Annotated in this window: 19 protein-coding genes; 4 read left to right on the forward strand and 15 right to left on the reverse strand. The window is 72.8% G+C overall.

Annotated features, from left to right (window positions below):
- Positions 1-18: 18 nt before the first annotated feature.
- Both ACFVGY_RS28075 and ACFVGY_RS28080 read right to left on the reverse strand, forming a co-directional pair.
- Entirely contained in the window at positions 19-2,829 is a 2,811-nt protein-coding gene (locus ACFVGY_RS28075; protein WP_385682025.1) for a SpoIIE family protein phosphatase, read from the reverse strand.
- Between the two features lie 442 nt (positions 2,830-3,271).
- Positions 3,272-4,420 (reverse strand): glycerate kinase, encoded by a 1,149-nt coding sequence (locus ACFVGY_RS28080; protein WP_385682027.1) that lies wholly within the window; start codon positions 4,418-4,420, stop codon positions 3,272-3,274.
- Between the two features lie 215 nt (positions 4,421-4,635).
- Between ACFVGY_RS28080 and ACFVGY_RS28085 the strand changes: the two genes are divergently transcribed.
- The gene (locus tag ACFVGY_RS28085; protein ID WP_385682029.1) at positions 4,636-5,136 is read left to right on the forward strand and encodes an NUDIX domain-containing protein; all 501 of its coding nucleotides are present in this window, start codon (positions 4,636-4,638) and stop codon (positions 5,134-5,136) included.
- Between the two features lie 49 nt (positions 5,137-5,185).
- Positions 5,186-5,614 carry a hypothetical protein gene (locus ACFVGY_RS28090; RefSeq protein WP_385682031.1) on the forward strand — a complete coding sequence of 143 codons (429 nt, stop codon included), beginning with the start codon at positions 5,186-5,188 and terminating at the stop codon, positions 5,612-5,614.
- Between the two features lie 202 nt (positions 5,615-5,816).
- Here ACFVGY_RS28090 and ACFVGY_RS28095 read toward each other — a convergent pair whose 3' ends face one another.
- Together ACFVGY_RS28095 and ACFVGY_RS28100 are read right to left on the reverse strand one after the other, a co-directional pair.
- Complete coding sequence (locus tag ACFVGY_RS28095; RefSeq protein ID WP_385682032.1) at positions 5,817-6,341, reverse strand: methylated-DNA--[protein]-cysteine S-methyltransferase; 525 nt, start codon at positions 6,339-6,341, stop codon at positions 5,817-5,819.
- A 15-nt stretch (positions 6,342-6,356) separates the two neighbouring features.
- The gene (locus ACFVGY_RS28100) at positions 6,357-7,841 is read right to left on the reverse strand and encodes an AlkA N-terminal domain-containing protein (RefSeq protein ID WP_385682033.1); all 1,485 of its coding nucleotides are present in this window, start codon (positions 7,839-7,841) and stop codon (positions 6,357-6,359) included.
- Between the two features lie 245 nt (positions 7,842-8,086).
- Between ACFVGY_RS28100 and ACFVGY_RS28105 the strand changes: the two genes are divergently transcribed.
- On the forward strand, positions 8,087-9,043 hold the full coding sequence (locus ACFVGY_RS28105) for a hypothetical protein (RefSeq protein WP_385682035.1): 957 nt from the start codon (positions 8,087-8,089) through the stop codon (positions 9,041-9,043).
- Between the two features lie 316 nt (positions 9,044-9,359).
- Here the strand turns inward: ACFVGY_RS28105 and pssA are convergent, their stop codons facing one another.
- From pssA to ACFVGY_RS28155, 10 genes are all read right to left on the reverse strand, one after another.
- Complete coding sequence (gene pssA / locus ACFVGY_RS28110; RefSeq protein ID WP_179176699.1) at positions 9,360-10,181, reverse strand: CDP-diacylglycerol--serine O-phosphatidyltransferase; 822 nt, start codon at positions 10,179-10,181, stop codon at positions 9,360-9,362.
- 34 nt (positions 10,182-10,215) lie between these two features.
- Positions 10,216-10,872, reverse strand: coding sequence for a phosphatidylserine decarboxylase (locus tag ACFVGY_RS28115; protein WP_360631413.1), 657 nt, complete (start codon positions 10,870-10,872; stop codon positions 10,216-10,218).
- Positions 10,873-11,060: 188 nt separating this feature from the next.
- A complete protein-coding gene (locus ACFVGY_RS28120; protein ID WP_385682037.1) occupies positions 11,061-12,275 on the reverse strand; it encodes an acyl-CoA dehydrogenase family protein in 1,215 nt (404 codons plus the stop codon).
- 27 nt (positions 12,276-12,302) lie between these two features.
- Positions 12,303-12,806, reverse strand: a complete 504-nt coding sequence (locus ACFVGY_RS28125; protein ID WP_360631407.1) for a MaoC family dehydratase — start codon at positions 12,804-12,806, stop codon at positions 12,303-12,305.
- A 15-nt stretch (positions 12,807-12,821) separates the two neighbouring features.
- On the reverse strand, positions 12,822-13,796 hold the full coding sequence (locus ACFVGY_RS28130) for an HpcH/HpaI aldolase/citrate lyase family protein (protein ID WP_385682041.1): 975 nt from the start codon (positions 13,794-13,796) through the stop codon (positions 12,822-12,824).
- Entirely contained in the window at positions 13,793-15,853 is a 2,061-nt protein-coding gene (locus tag ACFVGY_RS28135) for a protein meaA (protein ID WP_385682043.1), read from the reverse strand. Before ACFVGY_RS28135 ends, ACFVGY_RS28130 begins: the two co-directional genes overlap by 4 nt.
- Before the next feature lie 85 nt (positions 15,854-15,938).
- The gene (gene ccrA, locus ACFVGY_RS28140; RefSeq protein WP_385682046.1) at positions 15,939-17,276 is read right to left on the reverse strand and encodes a crotonyl-CoA carboxylase/reductase; all 1,338 of its coding nucleotides are present in this window, start codon (positions 17,274-17,276) and stop codon (positions 15,939-15,941) included.
- A gap of 475 nt (positions 17,277-17,751) precedes the next feature.
- Entirely contained in the window at positions 17,752-18,573 is an 822-nt protein-coding gene (locus ACFVGY_RS28145; protein WP_385682049.1) for a TetR family transcriptional regulator, read from the reverse strand.
- Between the two features lie 175 nt (positions 18,574-18,748).
- On the reverse strand, positions 18,749-20,551 hold the full coding sequence (locus ACFVGY_RS28150; RefSeq protein ID WP_385682052.1) for a 3-hydroxyacyl-CoA dehydrogenase family protein: 1,803 nt from the start codon (positions 20,549-20,551) through the stop codon (positions 18,749-18,751).
- A 454-nt stretch (positions 20,552-21,005) separates the two neighbouring features.
- A complete protein-coding gene (locus tag ACFVGY_RS28155) occupies positions 21,006-21,359 on the reverse strand; it encodes a hypothetical protein (RefSeq protein WP_385682055.1) in 354 nt (117 codons plus the stop codon).
- A gap of 151 nt (positions 21,360-21,510) precedes the next feature.
- Here ACFVGY_RS28155 and ACFVGY_RS28160 point away from each other — a divergent pair, with 151 nt between their 5' ends.
- Complete coding sequence (locus ACFVGY_RS28160; protein WP_385682058.1) at positions 21,511-22,080, forward strand: adenylosuccinate lyase; 570 nt, start codon at positions 21,511-21,513, stop codon at positions 22,078-22,080.
- A gap of 8 nt (positions 22,081-22,088) precedes the next feature.
- On the opposite strand, the gene ACFVGY_RS28165 is transcribed toward ACFVGY_RS28160, so the two are convergent.
- Positions 22,089-22,505, reverse strand: a complete 417-nt coding sequence (locus tag ACFVGY_RS28165; RefSeq protein WP_385682061.1) for a RidA family protein — start codon at positions 22,503-22,505, stop codon at positions 22,089-22,091.
- Positions 22,506-22,693: the final 188 nt, after the last annotated feature.

Below are 22,693 nucleotides of genomic sequence, written 5' to 3' on the forward strand. Positions count from 1 at the left end.
CGGCCGCTGCCGCGCGGGTCACCACGCGAGGTCTTCCAGGGCGTCCAGGTCGGGGGCGGGCACGGCGGGCTCGCCGGTGTCCGTGAGCGGTAGCTCGGCCCAGATCACCTTGCCGCGCTCGGTGTAGCGGGTCCCCCAGCGGTCGGCGTACTGGGCCACCAGGAACAGGCCCCGACCCCCCTCGTCGGTGGTGGCCGCGTACCGCAGGTGCGGGGAGGTGCTGCTGGCGTCGGACACCTCGCAGATCAGCTTGCGGTCGCGCAGCATCCGCACCCGGATGGGCGCGTTCCCGTACCGGATGGCGTTGGTGACGAGCTCGCTGAGGATCAGTTCGGCCGAGAACGCGGTCTCCTCCAACCCCCACGTGGTCAGCTGCCGGGCGCTCGCCCCCCGCACCCGGGACACGGCCGCCGGGTCCGCGGGCACCTCCCACTCCGCGATCCGGTCGGCCTCCAGGCGCCGAGTGTCGGCGATCAGCAGGGCGATGTCGTCGCTGGGCGCCGGGAACAGCAGTGCGTCCAGCACGTCCCCGCAGGCCTGGTCGGGGCTGCGGCCCGGCCGGGCGAGGGTCTCGGCCAGCACCACCTGACCGGTGTCGAAGTCCCGGTCGCGGTCCTCCAGCAGCCCGTCGGTGAACAGCACCAGTCGGCTGGATTCCGGCAGCCGCAGCTCCACGGCCTCGAACGGCATGCCGCCCACCCCGAGCGGCAGCCCGACCGGCAGCTCCGGGAACTCCACCCGCCCGTCCGGCCACACCAGCGCGGGCCCGGGATGCCCCGCGCTGGCGATCGTGCAGCTCCCGGACACCGGGTCGTAGACGGCGTACAGACAGGTCGCGCCGGTGACCGAGGCCGACTCGCCGGCCGCCGCGTCGCTGCCGTCGGGGCCGGCGGTGGCCGCCGACTCGTTCTGGTCGATCCGGTCGATCAGCTCGTCCAGGTGGCCCAGCAGCTCGTCCGGCTGCATGTCGAGGGTGGAGAAGTTGTGCACGGCGGTCCGCAGCCGCCCCATGGTGGCCGCCGCGTGCACCCCGTGGCCCACCACGTCGCCGACGATCAGGGCCACCCGGGTGCCCGCGAGCGGGATCACGTCGAACCAGTCCCCGCCGACCCCGGCCTTCGCCGGCAGGTACCGGAAGGCCGCCTGCACGGCGCTCTGGTCGGGTAGTACCCGCGGCAGCAGGCTGCGTTGCAGGGTGACCGCCGTCGCGTGTTCCCGGGTGTAGCGGCGGGCGTTGTCGATGGAAACCGCCGCCCGGGCCCCGAGCTCCTCCGCGAACGACAGGTCCTCCTCGTCGAACGCGTCGGGCGTGGCGGCGGCCCGCCAGAAGTTCGCCATGCCCAGCACCACGCCGCGGGCCTGCAGCGGCACCGAGATCAGCGAGTGCAGCCCGTACTCCAGGGCCTCCCTGGTGCCGGCCTCGTCCTGGGCCCGCCAGCCCATCGCCGCATCGAGGTCCGCAGCGAGCACCGCCCGCCCGGCGTCGAGGGCCGCGGCCATGGGGGCCGTGGGCACGTCGAAGCGGATGAGGTCGCCCACCGCCTGCAGCGGCTGGTCGGTGCGGACCCCGCCCATGGCCGCCCGCCGCATCTCCGAGTGCATGCCGGCGGCGAGCTCGGGATCGTCCCCGTGCAGCACCGGCTCCAGCAGCTCCACCGTGACGAAGTCCGCGAACCGGGGCACGGCGACCTCCGTCAGTTCCTCCGCCGTACGCACCACGTCCAGCGTCGTCCCGATCCGCACCCCGGCCTCGTACAGCATCTGGAGCCGCTCCCGGGCCACCTCGGCGCGGCCGGAGAGCGCGGCGAGCTCGGTGGAGTCGCGCAGCGTCATGACGCTGCCGGTGGGCCGCCCCTTGTACGGCTTGGTGGGGCGCACGTTGATGGCGAGGAGCCGGTCGCCCGCCAGGTGCACCTCGTCCGTCGCGACCCGCCCCGACAGCAGCAGCGAGGTGGTGCGCGCGTCGAGCCCGAGATCGGTGACGTTGCGGCCCTCGGCCCTCGGCGGCAGGTCCAGCAGCCGCCGCGCCTCGTCGTTGGCCAGCAGCAGCCGGTGGTCGGCGCTGATGATGAGGACGCCCTCGCGCACGGCGTGCAGCACCGCCTCGTGGTGCTCGTTCATCCGGGCCATCTCGGCGGCGCCCAGGCCCCGGGTCTGGCGCCGCAGCCGCTGGCTGACCAGCGCCGCGCCGGCCGTGCCCAACAGCAGGGCGACCCCCGCCGCCCCCAGGAGCAGCGGCAGCTGGCCCTCCACCACGTCCGAGACGTTCTCGACCTCTATCCCGGTGGCGACCAGGCCCACGACCGTCCCGCTCGCGTCCCGTACGGGCACCACCGCGCGGACCGCGTTGCTGGGCTCGCCGCGGAACGTCTCGGTGAAGGACGTCCCGGAGACGGCGCGCGTGAGGTCCCCGCCGGCGCGCGCGCCGATCAGCTCCGGGCGCGAGTCGGTGTAGCGGATCCCGTTGGTGCTCATGACGGCGATGAAGTCGACGCCGGCGGCCGCGGTGGCGGACTCCGTCAGCGGCTGCAGGGTGGGCGTGGGGTCGGACGAGTCGAGGGCCGCCGACAGGCCGGGGGCGTGGGCGAAGGCCTCGGCGGCTGCGAGGGACCGGTTCTTGGCCTCGCGCTCGCTGTCGTACCGCGCCTGGAACACCAGCGCCAGCGCGGCCGCGGTGATCAGCAGCAGTACGAGGGAAGCCTGGAGCGCGAAGACCTGACCGGCGACGCTGCGGGCACCCCGGGAGAGGCGCGCGAGCAGTCCCGGGTCGAGTTCGGCCGCGAGCCGGGGCGGCGACTCCCGGGGCGGTCGACCAAAACGTCCGGTCATGAGCCATTTCTAACACTGTCACCGTGATTCGCGCGTGGCCGCGGCCCCGCCCCGGCCCGCCGCCCACACCTGCTCCGCCGCCCGCGCCGCCATACCGCCGCGGGGCCGTACCGCCGCCGGACGGGGCACGGCGGGCCCGCCCCCACCGCCGGGACCCGGGCGAGCGGCCTTCGGGCGGCGGGCGGTACGGGTCCGCGCCCCGCGACGGTGCCACGCGTCGGCCTCCGGCGCCCCGGCCGGCGCGCGGTGGGCCGGTCGGAGTACGACCACCGGGGGCAGCGCCCGGATCCGCACCGGCACCGGACGCCGCGCCCGGCGCGCGGACCGGCAGCGGGACCCGCGCCCGGGCGGGAGCGGGAGGGCCCGAACGGCCGGCGGCCCGGCGTCCCCGCGGCCCGGCCGGAGGGACGCCGGGCCCCCGCGAGCCGCAGCGGGAGGCGGGTCAGAGCGCGTCGGCGGCGATGGTGGCCGCGACCCGTTCCAGCAGCGGGCCCGCGTTCGCGATGCACTTCGCCGGGTCCGGTTCGAGTTCCGTCAGCGGGTACGCCCGGCGGATGCCCGCCGCCTGCAGCGCCGACTGCTCCAGCAGGAGCCGCCCGCACACCGCGACGACCTCCTTGCCCGCCGCGCGGGCCGCGGCCGCGACACCGGCCGGGGCCTTGCCGTGCAGGGTCTGCTCGTCCAGCGAACCCTCGCCGGTGATCACCAGAGTCGCCCGCTCCAGGGCGGGGGCGAAGCCCAGCACCTCCAGCATCAGCTCGATGCCGGGCCGGAAGCTCGCGCCGAGCAGCAGCGCACCGTAGCCGATGCCGCCCGCGCCGCCCGCGCCCGGGGAGGCGGCCAGCTCGGTGGCCTTCGGGCCGATCGCCTTCTCCAGCACCAGCGCGTAGTGCGCCAGCGCCGCGTCGAGCACCGCGACGTCCTCCGGCGAGGCGCCCTTCTGCGGGCCGTACACCGCCGCGCAGCCCTTCGGGCCAGTCAGCGGGTTGTCCACGTCGCTGGCCAGGACGAAGTCCACCTCCGCGAACCGCGGGTCGACACCGGACAGGTCCGCCGAGGCCAGCCGGGCCAGCGCGCCGCCGCCCGGGCCGACCGGCTCGCCGTCGGCGTCGAGGAACACCGCGCCCAGGGCGGCGAGCATGCCCGCGCCGCCGTCGGTGGTGGCGCTGCCGCCGACACCGAAGACGATCGTGCGCGCACCCGCGTCCAGCGCGGCCTTCAGCACCTCGCCCGAGCCGTACGTCGTCGCCGCCAGGGGCGCGAAGACGCCCGGCGGCAGCAGCTGCAGCCCGGAGGCCTCCGCCATCTCCACCACGGCGGTCCCGTCGCGCAGCGCGAAGGCGGCCGTGACCTGCTCGCCGAGGGGCCCGGTCACCCGTACCTCCCGGCGTTCGAACCCGGCCGCCACGGCAGCCGCGACCGTACCGTCGCCGCCGTCCGCGACGGGGAGGGTCTCGACCTCCAGGCCCGGTACGGCCTTGCGCAGGCCGGCCGTCACCCGCTCGGCGACCTGAACGGCCGTGAGCGAGCCCTTGAATTTGTCCGCGGCGATGAGCACGCGCGCGGCCCCAGTTACTGCTCCGTCCGTCACCTTGCTATCCCTTGCTTTCGAACAGTGCAGTCGCGCCCCCATGAGCCTATCCGGAGGATCCTCCTATGCCCATGGGTGGCGTGGGTCACCTCCGGCATTCCATGCGTATAAATACGGACATACGCCTGCATGTCGGTGTCGACTCGCCCGGATCCGCACGACGGTCCACCGAAACGCCCGTGATCGCGTACGCCCCCGCTCGATAGGGTGACCGGGTGACCACCACGGATGACTACGCCACGTACATCGCGAGCCTGCCCCGGGTCCTGGCCGGCTCGGCCGCCCTGTTCCGCGACGTGCACGGGCGGGTGCTGATCGTCGAGCCCAACTACCGCGAGGGTTGGGCGCTGCCGGGCGGCACCATCGAGTCCGACCGCGGCGAGTCCCCGCGAGCGGCCGCCCGCCGCGAGACCGCCGAGGAGATCGGCCTCGACGTGCCGCTCGGCCGGCTGCTCGCCGTCGACTGGACGCTCGGTCCGGGGCGGCCGCCCCTGGTCGCCTACCTGTACGACGGCGGCGTCCTCGACGAGGCGCAGCTCGCCGGGATCCGGCTCCAGGAGGAGGAGCTGCTCTCCTGGCGGCTCGTCGAGCCCGCCGAGCTCCCCGGCTACCTCCTCGGCCCCCTCGGCCTGCGCGCCGTCGAGGCCTGCCGGGTCCTGGACTCCGGCGAGGGAACCGCGGAACTGGAGAACGGCCGCCGCCCGGACGCGTCCTGACACCGGGTCGGTGGCGGGGGGCTCAACCAGAGCAGGACACAATCATCCGATGATCACGATGTACGCCTGGCCGAGCACGGCCGACGGGCCGGACGCCCTGCCCATGGTCCACTTCACCACCGACCGCCAGGACGGCGGCGAGGTCACCCCCGACGGAACGCCGGTGTGGCTCTTCGACACCGCGATACGTGAGGGCGGCTGGGCCCTCTTCACCGACTTCGACGGCTGGGCCACCCCCGCCGAGGGCTGGCGGGCCCTCTACCGCCGCGAGGACGACCTGCTCGCCGTCTCCGGGCCGGGCCCCTGCGAGGGCTGGTACCAGGGCAACCTCGGGGCCGACGCCGACTGGGTGGAGGCCGCCACCGCCCGGCAGAGCGTGGTCCTGCTCGCCGCCCCGGTCCAGCACCCCTCCCTGTTCCCGTACGCGGTGGAGGCGGGTGCCGCGTTCGCCCTGCTGGTGCCCCTGGCCGTCGTCTAGCTAGCGGTGCGCCGCGCGGCGGTGGCCTTCGCCCTGTGCACGACGTGCGCGACGGCTCCCTCACCACCCGGCGCTACGAGCTGACGCACTGACGCACGATGAGTTCTACGGGCGGCCTTTCTCCACCTCGGGATCCCGCTGAACCGCTGGCTGCTCGAGGACCGCACCGGCCGCGGCCGTTAGCGGGCCGCCGCCCCGGGGATCAGAAGAGGGCCCCCGGAGCCGGGACGGCGGCCGTCTTGCCGGACTCGAACTCCAGCAGGCGGACCTTGCGGTCGACGCCGCCGCCGTAGCCGGTCATGCTGCCCGAGGCGCCGATCACGCGGTGGCACGGGACGATGATCCCGATCGGGTTCTTGCCGTTGGCCAGGCCCACCGCCCGCGAGGCGTTGGGCTTGCCGAGCCGGGCCGCGAGCTCCCCGTACGACCAGGTCTGCCCGTACGGGATGCGCACGAGCTGGGCCCACACGCTCTGCTGGAACTCGGTGCCCTCCCAGCGCATCGGCAGGTCGAACTCGGTCAGCTCCCCGGCGAAGTACGCGGCGAGCTGCCGCGCCACCTCCGGGAACGGCTCCTCTGCGGCGGCGACCCGCTCCCCGAAGGACTCCTCGGCGGGGCGGTGCCGCTGCCCGGTCATGTACAGGCCGCTGAGGACCCCGTCGGTGGCGACGAGCGTGAGCGGCCCGTACGGGCTGTCGACGACGGTGTGCTGCGTGGTGTGCGTCATGGTGCTGCGTGCTCCTCAGACGGGGAGGTGGTTGATCGGGTGGTCGTAGGTGGCCCACAGGTACTGGACGGCGTACGCGCGCCAGGGCCGCCAGGCGGCCGCGCGGGCGGTGAGCGCCGCGGGCGTGGACGGCAGCCCGAGCTCCGCGGCGGCCTTGCGCAGCCCCAGGTCGGAGGGGAGGAAGGCATCGGGGTCGCCCAGTGCCCGCATGGCGATGACCTCGGTGGTCCACGGGCCGAAGCCGGGCAGGGCGGCGAGCCGGGCGCGGGCGGCCTCCCAGTCGCTGTCGACGCCCAGCGCCAGCGAGCCGTCGGCCAACGCCGCGACCAGGGTGGTCAGCGTGGTGCGCCGGCTGCGCGGCAGGGCGAGCTGCTCCGGGTCCAGGGAGGCCAGCGCCTCCGGCGACGGGAACAGGTGGGTCAGCCCGCCCTCGGGATCGGGGTCGGCGACGGGTTCGCCGTACGCGGTCACCAGCCGGGCGGCGTGCGTCCGGGCCGCCGAGGTGGACACCTGCTGGCCCAGGACGGCCCGTACGGCGAACTCGGCCGCGTCGACGGTCCGCGGGACGCGGCGCCCCGGGGCCTTGTCCACGAGCGGGGCGAGCAGCGGGTCGGAGCGCAGCTGCCCGTCCACCGCCTCGGGGTCGGAGTCGAGGTCCAGCAGCCAGCGGCAGCGGCTGATGGCGAGGGTGAGGTCGCGCAGGTCGGTGAGGGCCAGCTGGCAGCCGATGTGGTCGGGCTGCGGGGTCAGGGCGACGACCCCGGTGCCGTAGGGGAGCCGCAGGGTCCGGCGGTAGGCGCCGGCCCGCCACTCCTCGACGCCGGGGACGGCGGTGGCGGCGAGGTGGCCGAAGAGGTTGTCCGGGTTGAGCGGGGCCCGGTAGGGCAGCCGCAGGCTGATCGACCCGGGAATCCGCGGCTCCGGCGGGCCGCCCCTGCCGGCGGCCCGGGAGCGCAGCTCGCCGGGGGCGAGGGCGTACACCTCGCGCACGGTCTCGTTGAAGGTCCGGATCGACGAGAAGCCGGCGGCGAACGCCACGTCGCCCATCGGCAGGGCCGAGGTCTCGATCAGCAGCCGGGCGGTCTGCGCCCGCTGGGCCCGGGCGAGGGCGAGCGGCCCCGCCCCGAGCTCGGCGTTCAGCTGCCGTTCGACCTGCCGGGTGGAGTACCCGAGCCGGGCCGCGAGCCCCGGGACGCCCTCGCGGTCGACGACACCGTCCCGGATGAGCCGCATGGCCCGGGCCACGGCGTCGGCGCGGGCGTTCCACTCGGGGGAGCCGGGGGAGCTGTCGGGCCGGCACCGCTTGCAGGCCCGGTAGCCGGCCTGCTGGCAGGCGGCGGCACTGGGCAGGAAGGTCATGTTCTCGACCTTCGGAGGCACGGCGGGGCAGCTGGGCCGGCAGTAGATCCCGGTGGTCCGCACGGCGGTGAAGAACCACCCGTCGAACCGGGCGTCCTTCGACTGCACGGCCCGCACACAGCGCTCGGTGTCGGTGTACATGGCTCCAGCATCCCGGCCGCCCCCGTCCGGGGCTGGCGGTTTTCCGACATCAAGCGTAGCGGGGCCCAGGGCCGGGTCGCACTCCTCGGGCGGCGGCGGGGGCTGCCGTCCGGGTCCGGGCCGCAGCGTTCTGCCCCGGCCCCTCTTTCCCGGCCGACTCGGGGGCCATGGCAGTATGGGCGCCGATTTTCGGCCGCTCGCTCTCGTCGATGGCCTGAAACATTCGAATCCTGGAAGGACCCCCTGTGAGACCCGAGGCCGAGGCCGTCGTGTGGACCGTCGTCTGGCTCCTGTTCCTCGGCGCATCCCCGGTGGTGCTGCGCCGGCACTGGCGCGGGGCCGGTATCGCGAGCCGGCCGGATCTGGACTGGGTGTCCTGGTCGCTGCCCTGGGGGATCTCCGCCGGCCCCGAGCTGCGGCAGGGCATCAACCGGGCCGTGCCCGTCATCCTCGGCGGGCTCTGGGTCCTCACCCTCGGCGTGGGGGTGCGCGGCATCCTGCCGGTGCTCGGGGTCGAGCTGTCTGCCACGGCGGGCATCGCGATCCCGGCCGCCGCGGTGGGGCTCACGGCGTTCGGGGCGGTGGTGCTCGTCCCGGGGGTCGTCCTGTTCAACCGGCCCCGGCTGCTGGTGGCACCGGGCCTCCGCGGGGAACCCGGGCTGCTGGCCCGGTGGCGTTCCGACCGGCGGACACGGGCCGCGGAAACCACGCCGGCAGGTGTCCGGTCGGCCGACCGGACACCAGTCGGCACGGTCGCCGCCATGCTGCTGGGCCTGGCCGCCTTCACGACCTTGGGCATCCTGTACGCGGCCCAGTGGTGGCGTGCCGCCGCCCTGCACTGGCCGGGCGGTGGCCACGCGTTCGCCGCCTGTCTCGGTTTCGCGCTCCCCGTGCTGGCCGTCGGGGCGTTCTTCGCCGCCGCCCGGGCCAGCGACGCGTCCGGGCTCCGCGCCGTCCCGCACTGGCTGCTGACCGGCGCGGTGGCGGCCCCGCTCGTCGTCACCCTGATGCTGGCCATCCATACGATGCCCGGCCGGCGGGAGGGGACCCGGGGTTGCGGCGACCGCTGCTGGGTCCGGTACGCCTACCCGCACGCCGTGGCATGGCAGGTCACCGGCTTCGCCGTGGGCCTGGCCCTCACCGGCCTGCTCGTCTACGCCTTCCTCCGGGCGCGCCCCCGCCGATCAGCCGCCCCGGCCTGAGGGCGCCGGCCCGACCGCCTGGCGGGCCGGTTCGACGGCCTGACGGTCGAGCCCCGCCCCCGGCGGCCTGGGGGACGCGCCGCGCCGCAGCGTCTGCACCCCCACGCGAAGGGCCGACGGCGCATCGCGTCGAGGTTCCGGAGCCGCTCCGAGCCGCGCCCGGGACTGCGCACCCGCTCCGGTCGGGCCGGCTCCACCCGGAGCCTCCCGCTCCGACGGGCCGGGGTCGCGCGGCGCACCGCGCGCGGCCCCGGGCAGCGCGAAGGCCCCGGGTCGAGGGACCCGGGGCCTTCGTACGCACGGAGCCGGCGCAGCGCTACGGCAGCTGGGCCGCCCGCGCCTCCCGCCGGTTGTGGCGGAACGTGTTCGCCCGGCGGGTGGTCGCGAACAGCGGAATGGTGGCCGCGAGCGCGATCTGCAGGGCGCAGCCGGTCTGGAGCAGCAGCTGGCCGCCGGGGGCGTCGAACGCCCAGGCCGCCAGCAAACCCATCGCCGAGACGATCCAGCTGAGCATCGCCACCGCGAGGACCCCCCGCGGCTTCGGGTACTCGACCCGGCTCACCATCAGCCACGCGACGCCGATGATCGCCAGCAGCGTCGGCACGAACGGCAGCTCCAGCAGCACGACCGAGACGACGGTGAGCGCGCCGAAGGGGCTCGGCATGCCCTGGAACATGCCGTCCTTCATCGTCACGCAGCTGAATCTGGCGAGCCGCAGCACCACGGCCAGCAGCACCACGATCGCCGCGAGCGCCGACACCTTCTGGTGGGCGTCGTCGGCGACCATGCCGTAGACCAGCACGAAGTACGCCGGCGCGAGGCCGAAGCTGATCAGGTCGGACAGGTTGTCCAGCTCGGCGCCCATCGGGGAGCTGCGCAGCTTGCGGGCGACGATGCCGTCGAAGAGGTCGAAGACCGCCGCGAGCAGCATCAGTATCACCGCGGTCGCCGCGCTGTGCCGGGCCATGCCGGACTCGCCGCTGCCCGTGAGGTGCGGGATGAGGATTCCGGTGGTGGTGAAGTACACCGCCATGAATCCGCAGGTCGCGTTGCCGAGGGTGAGGGTGTCCGCTATCGACAGCCGCAGCGAGAGCGGCATGTCGTCTTCGGCGGCCTCCTCCTCCGCGGCCTCGGGCACCCACCCCGTCGACGGCGTCGCGGGAGTCTCAGGGTCAGTCACGGTCAATTCGGGTCACCCCCGCGGTGGTGGTCTGACCGACCTCGACCGCGACCTCGACGCCCTCGGGGAGGTAGATGTCGACGCGGGAGCCGAAGCGGATCAGACCGATGCGTTCGCCCTGCTCCACCTTGGTTCCGGCCGGCAGGTAGGGGACGATGCGGCGCGCGACCGCACCGGCGATCTGCACCATCTCGATGTCGCCGAGCTCGGTGTCGAAGTGCCAGACGACGCGCTCGTTGTTCTCGCTCTCCTTGTTGAACGCCGGGACGAACCCGCCGGGGATGTGCTCCACGGACGTGATCGTGCCCGCCAGGGGCGCGCGGTTGACGTGGACGTTCAGCGGGCTCATGAAGATCGCGACGCGGGTGCGCCCGTCCTTCCACGGCATGATGCTCTGCACCACACCGTCGGCGGGCGAGATGACGCGGCCCTGGGCGATCTCACGCTCGGGGTCCCGGAAGAACCACAGCATGCCCGCGGCGAGCGCGGTGGCGGGCACGGCCGCGGCGGCCCAGCGTCCGGACTTGCGGGCCCGGGCGAGGCTGAGCGCCGCGGTGGCGACGGTCGGCAGAAGCCACGGCGATGCTCCGCGCGCGAGGCGTACGCCCAGGAGGCTGTCGCGAGGTGCAGAGGTTTGGCTGTGGGGCATGGATGACCTTCGTAGCGGTGGATTGCCGCGCCGCAAACAGGGGGACGGGACGGCGGCTTTTACTGGAATGCTATCGGTTGCGCGCGACAACTGGGCAAGCCAGAAGCTCAGTCGATGCCCGTCAGCCAGTGACTGCAAGTGATTCTTTTGCGGCGAACCCGTGGAGGATTCGCCGCAAAAGGGGACTTTCAGCCCTGGAGTCGGTACTCCTCGAGCAGGCGTCGCCCAATGATCATTTTCTGGATCTCGGCAGTACCCTCACCGATCAGCAGCATCGGAGCCTCGCGGTAGAGGCGCTCGATCTCGTACTCCTTCGAGAAGCCGTAGCCGCCGTGGATGCGGAACGCGTCCTCCACCACCTCCTTGCAGTACTCGGAGGCGAGGTACTTCGCCATCCCTGCTTCGAGGTCGTTTCGTTCCCCGGAGTCCTTTTTGCGTGCTGCGTTGACCATCATGGCATGGGCGGCCTCGACCTTGGTAGCCATCTCGGCCAGCTTGAACTGGATGGCCTGGTGCTGGGCGATCGGCTTGCCGAAAGTGTGACGTTGCTGGGCATACGAGACACCCAGCTCGAAGGCACGCTGCGCGACGCCGCAGCCACGGGCCGCCACGTTGACGCGGCCGACCTCGACGCCGTCCATCATTTGGTAAAACCCTCGGCCGGTGACTCCGCCCAGGACCCGATTGGCCGGAATGCGCAGTCCGTCCATGATGAGCTCGGTCGTGTCGACGCCCTTGTAGCCCATCTTGTCGATCTTGCCCGGGATGGTCAGGCCCGGTCGGACCTCGCCGAAGCCCGGCTCCTTCTCCACCAGGAAGGTCGTCATCGACTTGTGCGGCGCCGTGGCTGCTTCTGGACTGGGGTGTCCTTCGTCACTCCGGCACAGCACGGCCACCAGCGTCGAGGTGCCGCCGTTCGTCAGCCACATCTTCTGGCCGTTCAGGACGTACTCGTCGCCCTCCCTGACCGCCTTCGACGTGATGGCCGACACATCGGAGCCCAGCCCCGGCTCGGACATCGAGAAAGCGCCGCGGACCTCGCCCAGCGCCATGCGCGGCAGGAAGTGGTCCTTCTGCTCCTGCGTGCCGTGCTGCTTGAGCATGTACGCGACGATGAAGTGCGTGTTGATGATGCCCGAGACGGACATCCAGCCGCGCGCTATCTCCTCCACGCACAGCGCGTAGGTGAGCAGCGACTCACCGAGACCGCCGTACTCCTCGGGGATCATCAGTCCGAACAGGCCGAGCTCCTTGAGCCCGTCCACGATCTGCTGCGGGTACTCGTCGCGGTGCTCCAGCTCGGTCGCGACCGGGATGATCTCCTTGTCCACGAATTCGCGGACGGTCTTGAGGATCTCCTGCTGGACGTCGGTCAGCCCGGCGGTCTGGGCGAGTCGTGCCATGGCTACTTCTCCTGCGTCTTCACGTCGTTAGTTGGACACCGTCGGGCGGCCGGGCTGCTCGCCGCCGCGCTCCTTGATGTACGTCTCGGTCGGGACCATCACCTTGCGCCGGAAGACGCAGACGAGGGTGCCGTCCTGCTTGTAGCCCTTGGTCTCGACGTAGACGATCCCGCGGTCGCTCTTCGACTTCGAGGGGGTCTTGTCCAGGACCGTGGTCTCGCCGTAGATCGTGTCGCCGTGGAAGGTCGGCGCCACGTGCCGCAGGGACTCGATCTCCAGGTTGGCGATGGCCTTGCCGGAGACGTCCGGCACGGACATGCCGAGCAGCAGCGAGTAGATGTAGTTGCCCACGACCACGTTCTTGCCGAAGTCCGTCGTCTTCTCGGCGTAGTTCGTGTCCATGTGGAGCGGGTGGTGGTTCATGGTGAGGAGGCAGAAGAGGTGGTCGTCGTACTCCGTGACCGTCTTCCCCGGCCAGTGCTTGTAGACCGCCCCGACCTCGAACTCCTCGTACGTGCGTCCGAACTGCATGGTCTCAGGGCCCTTCTAGTTGTCGGGGGTCTCGAACTTGCTGGTGCGCTGCATCCCGGCCGCCCGGCCCTTGCCCGCGATGACCAGGGCCATCTTGCGGCTGGCCTCGTCGATCATCTCGTCGCCGAGCATCGCCGAGCCCTTCTTGCCGCCGGCCTCGGAGGTGCAGTAGTCGTACGCGTCCAGGATCAGCTCGGCGTGGTCGTAGTCCGCCTGGGAGGGGGAGAAGACCTCGTTGGCCGCCTCGACCTGGCCGGGGTGCAGCACCCACTTGCCGTCGAAGCCCAGCGCCGCGGCGCGGCCGGCGACCTCGCGGTAGCCGTCCACGTTCTTGATCTGGAGGTAGGGGCCGTCGATCGCCTGGAGGTTGTTGGCGCGGGCCGCCATCAGGATCTTCATCAGGATGTAGTGGTAGGCGTCCGCCGGGTAGCCGGGCGGCTGCTCGCCGACGACCAGCGACTTCATGTTGATGGAGGCCATGAAGTCGGCCGGGCCGAAGATGATCGTCTCGATGCGCGGGGAGGCCTGCGCGATCGCGTTGACGTTGTTCAGGCCCTGGGCGTTCTCGATCTGCGCCTCGATGCCGATCTTGCCGACCTCGAAGCCCATGGTCTTCTCGATCTGGGTCAGCAGGAGGTCGAGCGCCACGACCTGCTCGGCGTTCTGCACCTTCGGCAGCATGATGCAGTCCAGGTTCTGGCCCGCGCCCTCGACGACCGTGACCACGTCGCGGTACGTCCAGTGGGTGGTCCAGTCGTTGACGCGCACCACGCGGGTCTTGCCGGTCCAGTCGCCCTCGTTCAGGAACTTGACGATGGTGTGGCGGGCCTCGGGCTTGGCGAGCGGGGCGCAGGCGTCCTCCAGGTCCAGGAAGACCTGGTCGGCGGGCAGGCCCTGGGCCTTCTCGAGGAAGCGGGGGTTGGAGCCGGGCACCGCCAGGCAGGAGCGGCGCGGACGCAGGCGGTTCACCTGTGCGGCAGGCGTGGTCATGCGGGGACCTCCGTGCTGATGAGGGGGTTGAGCTTGTTGGCTTTGCGGATCTCGTCGACGATACGGCCGATGATCTCCGTGATACCGAAGTCCTTCGGGGTGAAGACGGCGGCCACACCGGCGGCCTTCAGTTCCTCGGCGTCGGCATTCGGAATGATGCCGCCGACGATGACGGGCAGGTCGGCCGCCCCCGCCGTGCGGAGGCGCTCCAGCACGTCCGGCACGAGCGCGCTGTGCGAACCGGACAGGATGGACAGTCCCACGCAGTGCACGTCCTCGGCCAGTGCCGCCGACGAGATCTGCTCCGGAGTCAGCCGGATGCCCTGGTAGACCACCTCGAACCCGGCGTCGCGGGCCCGTACGGCGATCTGCTCGGCACCGTTGGAGTGCCCGTCCAGGCCCGGCTTGCCGACCAGCAGGCGCAGCCGCCCGGCGCCCAGCTCCTCCGCGGTCCGCGCGACCTTCTCGCGGACCTCGGCCAGCGGGGTGCCCGGCTCGGCGGTCACGGCGACCGGGGCCGACGACACGCCGGTCGGGGCGCGGAACTCGCCGAAGACCTCGCGCAGGGCGGTCGCCCACTCGCCCGTGGTGACACCGGCGCGGGCGCACTCCAGGGTGGCCTCCATCAGGTTCTCGGTCCCGGCCGCGGCCTCCTTCAGCCGGTCCAGGGCCTGCCCGGCGGTCGGGAAGACGAACGGGTCGCCGTTGCCCTGCCGGTCGGTGGACTCCTGCCGCTCGGTCCGCCAGCGGCCGATGCGCTCGACGGTGAGGGCCTCCACCGCCCCGTCCACCGTCATGATGGCGCCGTCCAGGTCGGCGGTGAGCGGGTTGGGCTCGGTCTGCTGGAAGCAGTTCACGCCGACGATCTTGTCCTCGCCGGTCTCGATCCGGGCGCGGCGCTCGGCGTGCGAGGAGACCAGCTGGGACTTGAGGTAGCCGGATTCGACGGCGGCCATCGCGCCGCCCATCTCCTGGATCCGGTCGATCTCGGCGAAGCAGTCGGCGACCAGCGCGTCGACCTTGGCCTCGATGACGTGCGACCCGGCGAAGATGTCGTCGTACTCCAGGAGGTCGCTCTCGTGGGCGAGGACCTGCTGGATGCGCAGCGACCACTGCTGGTCCCAGGGCCGGGGCAGGCCCAGGGCCTCGTTCCAGGCGGGCAGCTGGACGGCGCGGGCCCGGGCGTCCTTGGAGAGGGTGACGGCCAGCATTTCGAGGACGATGCGCTGGACGTTGTTCTCCGGCTGGGCCTCGGTCAGGCCGAGCGAGTTGACCTGGACGCCGTACCGGAAGCGGCGCTGCTTGGGGTTCTCGATGCCGTACCGCTCGCGGGTGATCCGGTCCCAGATGCGGCCGAAGGCGCGCATCTTGCACATCTCCTCGATGAAGCGGACGCCCGCGTTCACGAAGAAGGAGATGCGGGCGACGACCTCGCCGAACCGCTCCTCGGGCACCTGGCCCGAGTCGCGCACCGAGTCCAGTACGGCGATGGCGGTGGCCATCGCGTAGCTGATCTCCTGGACCGGGGTGGCTCCCGCCTCCTGCAGGTGGTAGCTGCAGATGTTGATCGGGTTCCACTTCGGGATGTGGTTGACCGTGTACGCGATCATGTCGGTCGTCAGGCGGAGCGAGGGCCCGGGCGGGAAGACGTGCGTCCCGCGCGAGAGGTACTCCTTGACGATGTCGTTCTGGGTGGTGCCCTGGAGCTTGGAGATGTCCGCCCCCTGCTCCTCGGCGGCCACCTGGTAGAGCGCCAGCAGCCACATGGCGGTGGCGTTGATCGTCATCGAGGTGTTCATCTGCTCCAGGGGGATGTCCTGGAACAGCCGCCGCATGTCGCCGAGGTGGGAGACCGGGACCCCGACCCGGCCGACCTCGCCGCGGGCGAGGATGTGGTCGGGGTCGTAGCCGGTCTGGGTCGGCAGGTCGAAGGCGACCGACAGGCCGGTCTGGCCCTTGGCGAGGTTGCGGCGGTAGAGCTCGTTGGACGCCTCGGCCGTGGAGTGGCCGGCGTACGTCCGCATGAGCCACGGACGGTCTTTCTGGCGCTCTGTCATCTCAGGCTGTCCCTTTGGCCCTTGATCGCTGGATCGGTCCGACGACGGTTCAGATGGTGCGACTGGGTTGGATTGGTCCGCTCCGCTACGCGTCGCGGAAGCGGTTGATGGCGTCGATGTGCTTGTCGCGCATCTCCTGGTCGCGGACGCCCAGACCCTCCTCGGGGGCGAGGCAGAGCACGCCGACCTTGCCCTGGTGGAGGTTGCGGTGGACGTCGTACGCGGCCTGGCCGGTCTCCTCCAGGGAGTAGACCTTCGACAGGGTGGGGTGGATCTTGCCCTTGGCGATCAGGCGGTTGGCCTCCCACGCCTCGCGGTAGTTGGCGAAGTGCGAGCCGATGATCCGCTTCAGCGACATCCACAGGTAGCGGTTGTCGTACTCGTGCATGTAGCCCGAGGTCGAGGCGCAGGTGGTGATGGTGCCGCCCTTGCGGGTGACGTAGACGCTCGCGCCGAAGGTCTCACGGCCGGGGTGCTCGAAGACGATGTCGATGTCCTCGCCGCCGGTCAGCTCGCGGATCTTGGAGCCGAAGCGCTTCCACTCCCGCGGGTCCTGGGTGCGCTCGTCCTTCCAGAACGTGTAGCCCTCGGCGTTGCGGTCGATGACCGCCTCCGCGCCCATCTTGCGGCAGATGTCGGCCTTCTCGGGGGAGGAGACCACGCAGATCGGGTTGGCGCCGCCGGCGAGGGCGAACTGGGTGGCGTACGAGCCGAGGCCGCCGCTCGCGCCCCAGATCAGGACGTTGTCGCCCTGCTTCATGCCGGCGCCGTTGCGGGAGACCAGCTGGCGGTAGGCGGTGGAGTTGACCAGGCCGGGGGAGGCGGCCTCCTCCCAGCTCAGGTGGGCCGGCTTCGGCATCAGCTGGTTGGACTTCACCAGCGCGATCTCGGCCAGGCCGCCGAAGTTGGTCTCGAAGCCCCAGATGCGCTGCTCGGGGTCGAGCATCGTGTCGTTGTGGCCGTCGGAGGACTCCAGCTCGACGGAGAGGCAGTGCGCGACCACCTCGTCGCCGGGCTTCCAGGAGTTGACGCCCGGGCCGGTGCGCAGGACGACGCCCGCGAGGTCGGAGCCGATGATGTGGTACGGCAGGTCGTGGCGCTTGGTGAGTTCGCTGAGCCGGCCGTAGCGCTCCAGGAAGCCGAAGGTGGACAGCGGCTCGAAGATCGAGGTCCACACGGAGTTGTAGTTGACCGACGAGGCCATGACGGCCACCAGGGCCTCGCCCGGGCCGAGTTCCGGCACCGGGACCTGGTCGAGGTGCAGGGACTTGCGCGGGTCCTTGTCGCGGGACGCGAGCCCGGCGAACATCTCCGTCTCGTCCTTGTGCACGGTGATCGCGCGGTACGAGTCGGGGAGCGGCAGGGCCGCGAAGTCGGCGGCGGTGGCGGCCTGGGACTGGATCGCGTCCAGGATGTCCTTCACGGTGTTGCCTCCTGGGGTCCTCCCGGGCGGAGCCGGGGGAGAGCGCTGGCTGAGGGTGCGCTGAGGGTGCGCTGAGGGGTACGCGGGTGCGTTCGGGTACGTGGGCGGTGCTGCTGCGTGGTGCCGTCGGTCCGGCGGAGCGGTGGTGCGGGAGCGGCGCCTGTGGTGCGGCGCGCGGGTGCCTGGTGACGCAGGCGTCCGGGGCGCGTTCCGTGCCGAGTGGGCGTGGACCGCGGGGACATCCGGACGGGATTCAACGTATGGCACCCCGTGTCACTCAGCAAGGCACCGCGTGCCAAAACTTTCTCTCATTTGCCGATTGACCTGCGCAGATGAGCGATGATCGATCAGAGTTACCGGCGAGTAGGGCTAACTCGGACAAACGGAAGCGGCCGCTCCCGGAAGGGGAGCGGCCGCTGTGACGAGCGTCGCTTCGTGTGGTTCTTCGTGTCGCTCAGGACACCGGACCCCGTGGCTAGGCGTTGCGCAGTGCCTCTTCGATGGTCCGCATGACCTCTTCCAGCGGGGCGTCCGTCCGCGCCACCGCCACCAGCACCTCGTCCTGCGCGCGGACCGTGGCGGCCGGAGCCGCCGCCGGGGCGGGCGCCGCGGTCAACGCCCGGCCCGCGCCGATCCCCGTGCCGAAGGTCTTGCGGACGATCGCGAAGGCGTGGTCCAGCTGCGCCTCCACGTCCCCCTGGCCGCCCGACCGCAGCCAGCGCCGCAGCACGTGGTTGTGGGCCGTCACCACCGCCGACGCGGCCACCTCGGCCAGCAGCGGGTCGTCGTTGCCGTCGTGGGGTTCGGTCTCGTCGAAGTGGGCCAGCAGGTAGCGGGTGAAGAGCCGCTCGTACCGGGCCACCGAGGCGATCTCCCGCTCGCGCAGCGCCGGCACCTCCCGGGTCAGCCGGTAGCGCTCCACCGACACCGCCGGGGAGGCGGCGTACATCTTCATGACTTCCTTGATCCCACGGCACACCGTGTCGAGCGGGTGCTCGTGCGCCGGGGCCACGTCCAGCACGGCCTCGGCCCGGATCAGCGTGTCGTCGTGGTCCGGGAAGATCGCCTCTTCCTTGGACCGGAAGTGCCGGAAGAAGGTCCGGCGCGCCACCCCCGCGGCCGCGGCGATCTCGTCGACCGTGGTGGCCTCGTACCCCTTGGTCGCGAACAGCTCCATCGCGGCGGCGGCGAGCTCGCGGCGCATCTTCAGCCGCTGCGCGGCCGCCTTGCTGCCGGCCGCGCTCTCCGGACTGTCGGAGGCGGCGGCGCGGGGTGAGGTCTTGGCGGACTGGGACATAGAGCGAAAGTACTTCATTCGCGCCGGGGCGCGCGCCTGAGGGGGGCGGTACGGGGGTGGATGCGGGGGAGGGCCCGCACTGGGCTCGGAGGGTGCGGTCCGCCGTGAGGGTGCGGCAGACCCGAGCAGCCCTCCCCACGCATCCGGATCGGGGGCCCCGTGGGCCGGGCCCGTCTTACCGGCGGGCGTACTCACGGAATCCGCGGCCGGTCTTGCGGCCCAGGCAGCCCGCCGCCACCAGGTGCTCCAGCAGCGGGGAGGGGGCCAGGCCGGGCTCGCGGAACTCCTTGTGGAGCACCTTCTCGATGGCCAGGGAGACGTCCAGGCCGACCACGTCGAGCAGCTCGAACGGGCCCATCGGGTAGCCGCCGCCCAGCTTCATCGCCGCGTCGATGTCGTCGAGGCTGGCGTAGTGCTGCTCCACCATCTTGATCGCGTTGTTCAGGTACGGGAACAGCAGCGCGTTCACGATGAAGCCGGCCCGGTCACCGCAGTCGACGGGGTGCTTGCGCACCTTCGCGCAGACCGCCCGGACGGTGGCGTGCACGTCGTCCGAGGTCAGGACGGTCCGGACCACCTCGACCAACTTCATCGCCGGCGCCGGGTTGAAGAAGTGCATGCCGATCACGTCCTGCGGGCGCGAGGTCGCGCGGGCGCAGGCGATCACCGGGAGCGAGGAGGTCGTGGTGGCCAGCACCGCGCCCGGCTTGCAGACCTTGTCCAGGGTCGCGAACAGCTCCTGCTTGACCGCCAGGTCCTCGGCGACGGCCTCCACGGCCAGATCGACCTCGGCGAACGCCTCCAGCGACCCGGCCGGCGTGATCCGCGCCAGCGTCCCGTCCGCCGCCTCCTGCGTCAGCCGGCCCTTCGACACCGCGCGGCCCAGCGACTTCCCGATGGCCGCCTTCGCCGCCTCGGCCTTCTCCTGGCTACGGGCGGCCAGCACCACCGCGTAGCCGGCCTGCGCGAAGACCTGCGCGATCCCGCTCGCCATGGTGCCCGAGCCGGCCACGCCGACGGAGGAGACCTGGCGGCCCTCGCCGAGCCGGGCGCCCTCCAGCGGGGTCTGCGCGTCGCGGACGATCTCCGAGCTGCCCGGCTCGGCGTACGTGTAGAAGCCGCGCCCGGACTTCTGCCCGGTCAGCCCGGCCTCGGCCAGGTGGCCCAGGATCGGGGCCGGGGCGTGCAGCCGGTCGCCGGAGGAGGCGTACATGGCCTCCAGGACGGTCCGGGCGGTGTCCACGCCGATCAGGTCGAGCAGGGCGAGCGGGCCCATGGGCAGACCGCAGCCCAGCCTCATCGCCGCGTCGATGTCCTCGCGGGAGGCGTACTTCGACTCGTACATGGCGGCGGCCTGGTTGAGGTAGCCGAAGAGCAGGCCGTCCGCGACGAACCCGGGGCGGTCGCCGACCGAGACCGGCTCCTTGCCCAGCTCGCGGGCGAGGGCGGTGACGGCCTCCACGGCCGGCGGGGCGGTCAGCACGCTGGAGACCACCTCGACGAGCTTCATCGCGGGCGCCGGGTTGAAGAAGTGCAGACCGATGACGCGCTCGGGGTGCTGCGACTCGGCGGCGAGCCGGGTCACCGACAGGGCGTTGGTGCCGGTGGCCAGGATCGTGTCGGGGCGGACGATCGCGTCCAGCTCGGTGAAGATCCGGTGCTTGAGTTCGTAGTCCTCCGGGACGACCTCGATGACGAGGTCGGCGCCGGCCGCGGCCTCCAGCTCGGTGTAGGTCCGCAGCCGGGCGAGCACGCCTTCGCGCTCCTCCTCGGTGAGGCGGCCGCGGGCCACCGAGCGGGCCGTGGCGGCCGCGAGGGAGGCCGTGGCCCGGCGGGTGGCGCTCTCGTTGGTGTCGATGCCGACGACCTCGCGGCCGGCGCGGGCGAGGACCTCGGCGATGCCGGTGCCCATCGTGCCGAGGCCGACGACGGCGATGGTCTGGAGGGTGGACTGACTGGACGTGGACGGACGGTCCATCGCGGGACTCCAGTGGATGAGGGTGACGACTGGGGGTGCCGCGCGGCGCACGACGCGCGGCCGGCAGAACGGAAGAGCGGAAGAACGGGAAACATCCGCACAGGGCGCCGTGATCGGGCGGGGCGGAGAGCGGCGGACCCTGTCCCGGGGCCACGCCGTAGCGTGATGCGCGGTGCGCGGACGGCTGACGGCCGCGTACTGCGGGCGGTACCTGGCGTACCGGTGGTGCTGTGCGGTGCCTGGGCACCGGACCGACTGCACGAGGCGGCTGCGTCACCAGGCCGGCCTCGTACGTGTAGCAGTGAGACTAACTCGTCGGTAACTCCTTGGCCAGAGCGCGGAGAAGACGGCCGGTGTGACGTACGCCGCCCCGGGCGCCCACCGACCCACCGACCCACCGACCCGGCGCCCGCGGCCCCGAAGCCCCCACCGCCACGGGCACCGGCGCGCGTGCCTACGCGCTCGCCTCCCGGGCGGCGTCGGCGGCCGCCAGGTACCGCCTCAGCGCGTCCGCCTCCCCCGGCTCCCGCCACTTCTCCGCCGAGGCGGCCACGGCCGGGTACCGGTCGGTCAGGACCGCCGGGACGAGCGCGCGCAACGCCGCCGGGGAGGCGAGCCGGAGCACGGGCAGCGGCTCGTACACATGGGTCCAGCCGTCGACGACACCCTCGTAGGCCCACCGTCGACGGGGCACCGGTCGGCCTTCCAGCGGTCCGGGGCGTACGGGCCGTCCGGCCCGTCGAGGCCGGGCGACGGCTGCGGCGTACGCCTGGTGCGGCAGACGGTCCGGTGCGGGCGTCGCGGTCACGGTCGGGCTCCTCTTCTCCGGGCGGCAGGGGCGGAGCGGGGTGAGCCGGGCCGTCGGGCCGTCAGGTCCCGTTTGTCGCCTTGGCCGTGGATGGGAGCCAATGCGGCAGAACGCCGAACGGGCCGGCCCGGCAGCCCCTAGGGTGGGCCGCGTGAGCGACGTACAGGACGCACGGGACGTACTGGAACGCCTGCGGGCCGAAGCGGACGGCTCCCCCCGCTACCGGGAACTCCTCGACGCGGACCCGGACGCGCTCGCGGCCTCCCTCACGTCGGCCGGGCTGCCGCTGTGGGCCCGGGAGCTGGCCGCCTACCGGCTGGGACGGGCGGGCGACCGCCGGGCCTTCGAACCGCTGGTCCTGCTGCTCAACCACCGCGACCCGGCGCGCTGCACGGCCGCCGCCGAGGCCCTGGCCGCCCTCGGAGACCCGCGCACCGCCCGCGCGGCCGCCGCCCTGGCCACCAACGAGCTGCGCACCGCCTACGCCCTCCAGCCCGTCCGGCTCCTCGTGGCGCTCCGCGCGCCAGAATCCGCCCCGGCCCTGATCCGCACCCTGTCCCGGCGGCTCGCGCCGCACGACCCGTACTGGCGGGTGGCCCTGGCCTGCGTGGAGGGCCTGGGCACGCTGTCCGACCCGGACGCCCGCGAGGTCCTCACCCGCGCCCAGGCCCATCCCCGCCTGGCAGTGGCCGCCACCCAGGCCCTGCGCGCCCTGCCCTGACCCCGCCGTCAGGAGCGCGCGGGCTCCGGGACGACGGCGAAGGCCTCCACCTCCATCAGCAGGTCCGGGTGGACCAGGGCCGCGACCTGCACCGCCGAGGAGGCGGGGAGGCGGTCCGGGGCGATCACCGCGTCGCGGGCCGCCCGCAGCGCCGGCAGGTGGGCCATGGCCGTGACGAAGTACGTCAGCTTCACGACGTCGTCGAAGCCCGCCCCGGCGGCGGCCAGGCACCGGCGCAGGTTCTCGAAGACCTGCCGGGCCTGCGCATCGGGGTCGCCGGCGCCCACGATGACGCCCTCTTCGTCGAACGCGCACTGGCCGGATACGGCGACGAACGTCCCGGTGCCGACGACGACGTGGGTGTAGCCGGTGCCGGGGGCGACGCCCTCCGGCGCCGCGATACGGGTGAGGTGGTTGTCGGTCATGGTGGATGATCATGCCGGTCGGGTCCGCCGCCCGCCAAGCGGCCGCAGCCGGGCCGACGGCGGTTCGGCGGCGCGCCGAAGGGACGGGGGGAACCGCGCGACCGGCCGCGCCCGCGCGCCCGCCGCCGAGCCCCCCCGCGGGCGCCGCCCGCCCGCGCGGGCAGCGCCGCGGGGAGCGGCGGGCGGGG

Origin of the sequence: Streptomyces sp. NPDC127106 (assembly GCF_042677605.1) — a bacterium.
GTDB lineage: Bacteria > Actinomycetota > Actinomycetes > Streptomycetales > Streptomycetaceae > Streptomyces.

What these genes read in the sequence shown, in the direction of transcription:
- ACFVGY_RS28075 (WP_385682025.1), bottom strand. Translation starts at nt 2,829, where the DNA reads ATGACCGGACGTTTTGGTCGACCGCCCCGGGAGTCGCCGCCCCGGCTC.
- ACFVGY_RS28090 (WP_385682031.1), top strand. Translation starts at nt 5,186, where the DNA reads ATGATCACGATGTACGCCTGGCCGAGCACGGCCGACGGGCCGGACGCC.
- ACFVGY_RS28095 (WP_385682032.1), bottom strand. Translation starts at nt 6,341, where the DNA reads ATGACGCACACCACGCAGCACACCGTCGTCGACAGCCCGTACGGGCCG.
- ACFVGY_RS28100 (WP_385682033.1), bottom strand. Translation starts at nt 7,841, where the DNA reads ATGTACACCGACACCGAGCGCTGTGTGCGGGCCGTGCAGTCGAAGGAC.
- ACFVGY_RS28115 (WP_360631413.1), bottom strand. Translation starts at nt 10,872, where the DNA reads ATGCCCCACAGCCAAACCTCTGCACCTCGCGACAGCCTCCTGGGCGTA.
- ACFVGY_RS28120 (WP_385682037.1), bottom strand. Translation starts at nt 12,275, where the DNA reads ATGGCACGACTCGCCCAGACCGCCGGGCTGACCGACGTCCAGCAGGAG.
- ACFVGY_RS28125 (WP_360631407.1), bottom strand. Translation starts at nt 12,806, where the DNA reads ATGCAGTTCGGACGCACGTACGAGGAGTTCGAGGTCGGGGCGGTCTAC.
- ACFVGY_RS28130 (WP_385682041.1), bottom strand. Translation starts at nt 13,796, where the DNA reads ATGACCACGCCTGCCGCACAGGTGAACCGCCTGCGTCCGCGCCGCTCC.
- ACFVGY_RS28135 (WP_385682043.1), bottom strand. Translation starts at nt 15,853, where the DNA reads ATGACAGAGCGCCAGAAAGACCGTCCGTGGCTCATGCGGACGTACGCC.
- ACFVGY_RS28145 (WP_385682049.1), bottom strand. Translation starts at nt 18,573, where the DNA reads ATGTCCCAGTCCGCCAAGACCTCACCCCGCGCCGCCGCCTCCGACAGT.
- ACFVGY_RS28150 (WP_385682052.1), bottom strand. Translation starts at nt 20,551, where the DNA reads ATGGACCGTCCGTCCACGTCCAGTCAGTCCACCCTCCAGACCATCGCC.
- ACFVGY_RS28165 (WP_385682061.1), bottom strand. Translation starts at nt 22,505, where the DNA reads ATGACCGACAACCACCTCACCCGTATCGCGGCGCCGGAGGGCGTCGCC.